At 50.3% G+C, this 789-nt stretch carries 7 tRNA genes; all 7 read right to left on the bottom strand.

The features are described 5' to 3' along the window. Positions 1-103 precede the first annotated feature (103 nt). Positions 104-180, bottom strand: a tRNA-Ile gene (locus ADM98_RS00395). A gap of 18 nt (positions 181-198) precedes the next feature. Continuing rightward, positions 199-275, bottom strand: a tRNA-Arg gene (locus tag ADM98_RS00390). A 4-nt stretch (positions 276-279) separates the two neighbouring features. Then, positions 280-366: transfer RNA gene (locus tag ADM98_RS00385), tRNA-Leu, on the bottom strand. 17 nt (positions 367-383) lie between these two features. Further along, a tRNA-Lys gene (locus ADM98_RS00380) sits at positions 384-459 on the bottom strand. A gap of 7 nt (positions 460-466) precedes the next feature. Beyond that, positions 467-538, bottom strand: a tRNA-Gln gene (locus tag ADM98_RS00375). Between the two features lie 4 nt (positions 539-542). After that, a tRNA-Asp gene (locus ADM98_RS00370) sits at positions 543-618 on the bottom strand. Between the two features lie 38 nt (positions 619-656). Continuing rightward, positions 657-732 (bottom strand) — tRNA-Val (locus ADM98_RS00365). Between the last annotated feature and the right edge of the window lie 57 nt (positions 733-789).

Here is a 789-nt window from a genome sequence, read left to right as displayed (position 1 = left end):
ACGATTGACGAAGCTTGCGCTTCATTCGTTTTTGTATTCCGTAGAATACGTTTTTTTGCCTCATCGTTCAGTTTTCAAAGTTCGTCATTGTTTGTTTTGAAAATGGTGGGCCTAAGTGGACTCGAACCACCGACCTCACGCTTATCAGGCGTGCGCTCTAACCAGCTGAGCTATAGGCCCGTCAAAGCAAACAAAATATGGTGCACCCTGAGAGATTCGAACTCCCGACCCCTTGATTCGTAGTCAAGTACTCTATCCAGCTGAGCTAAGGGTGCGATATGGTGCGGTCGAGAGGACTTGAACCTCCACGATGTTGCCACCACTAGGCCCTCAACCTAGCGCGTCTACCGATTCCGCCACGACCGCAAATATAAAATTAAAAATGGTGTGTCATGCAGGATTCGAACCTGCGACCCTCTGATTAAAAGTCAGATGCTCTACCAACTGAGCTAATGACACATGAAAACTGGGCTGGAAGGGATCGAACCTTCGCGTGCTGGAATCAAAATCCAGTGCCTTACCACTTGGCTACAGCCCAAAAATGGCGGTCCTGACGGGATTCGAACCCGCGATCTCCTGCGTGACAGGCAGGCATGTTAACCGCTACACCACAGGACCGCAATTTGAAGTTGTAAACAACTCTTTAAAAAAAGAAATGGTGGAGGATGACGGGATCGAACCGCCGACCCCCTGCTTGTAAGGCAGGTGCTCTCCCAGCTGAGCTAATCCTCCATATGGTGACCCGTACGGGATTCGAACCCGTGTTACCGCCGTGAAAGGGCGGTGTCT

This window comes from Exiguobacterium sp. BMC-KP, assembly GCF_001275385.1.
In the GTDB taxonomy this organism is placed as follows: Bacteria; Bacillota; Bacilli; order Exiguobacteriales; family Exiguobacteriaceae; genus Exiguobacterium_A.
Note: the sequence above shows the minus strand (reverse complement) of the source record. Positions and strands in the feature narration are given on the sequence as shown.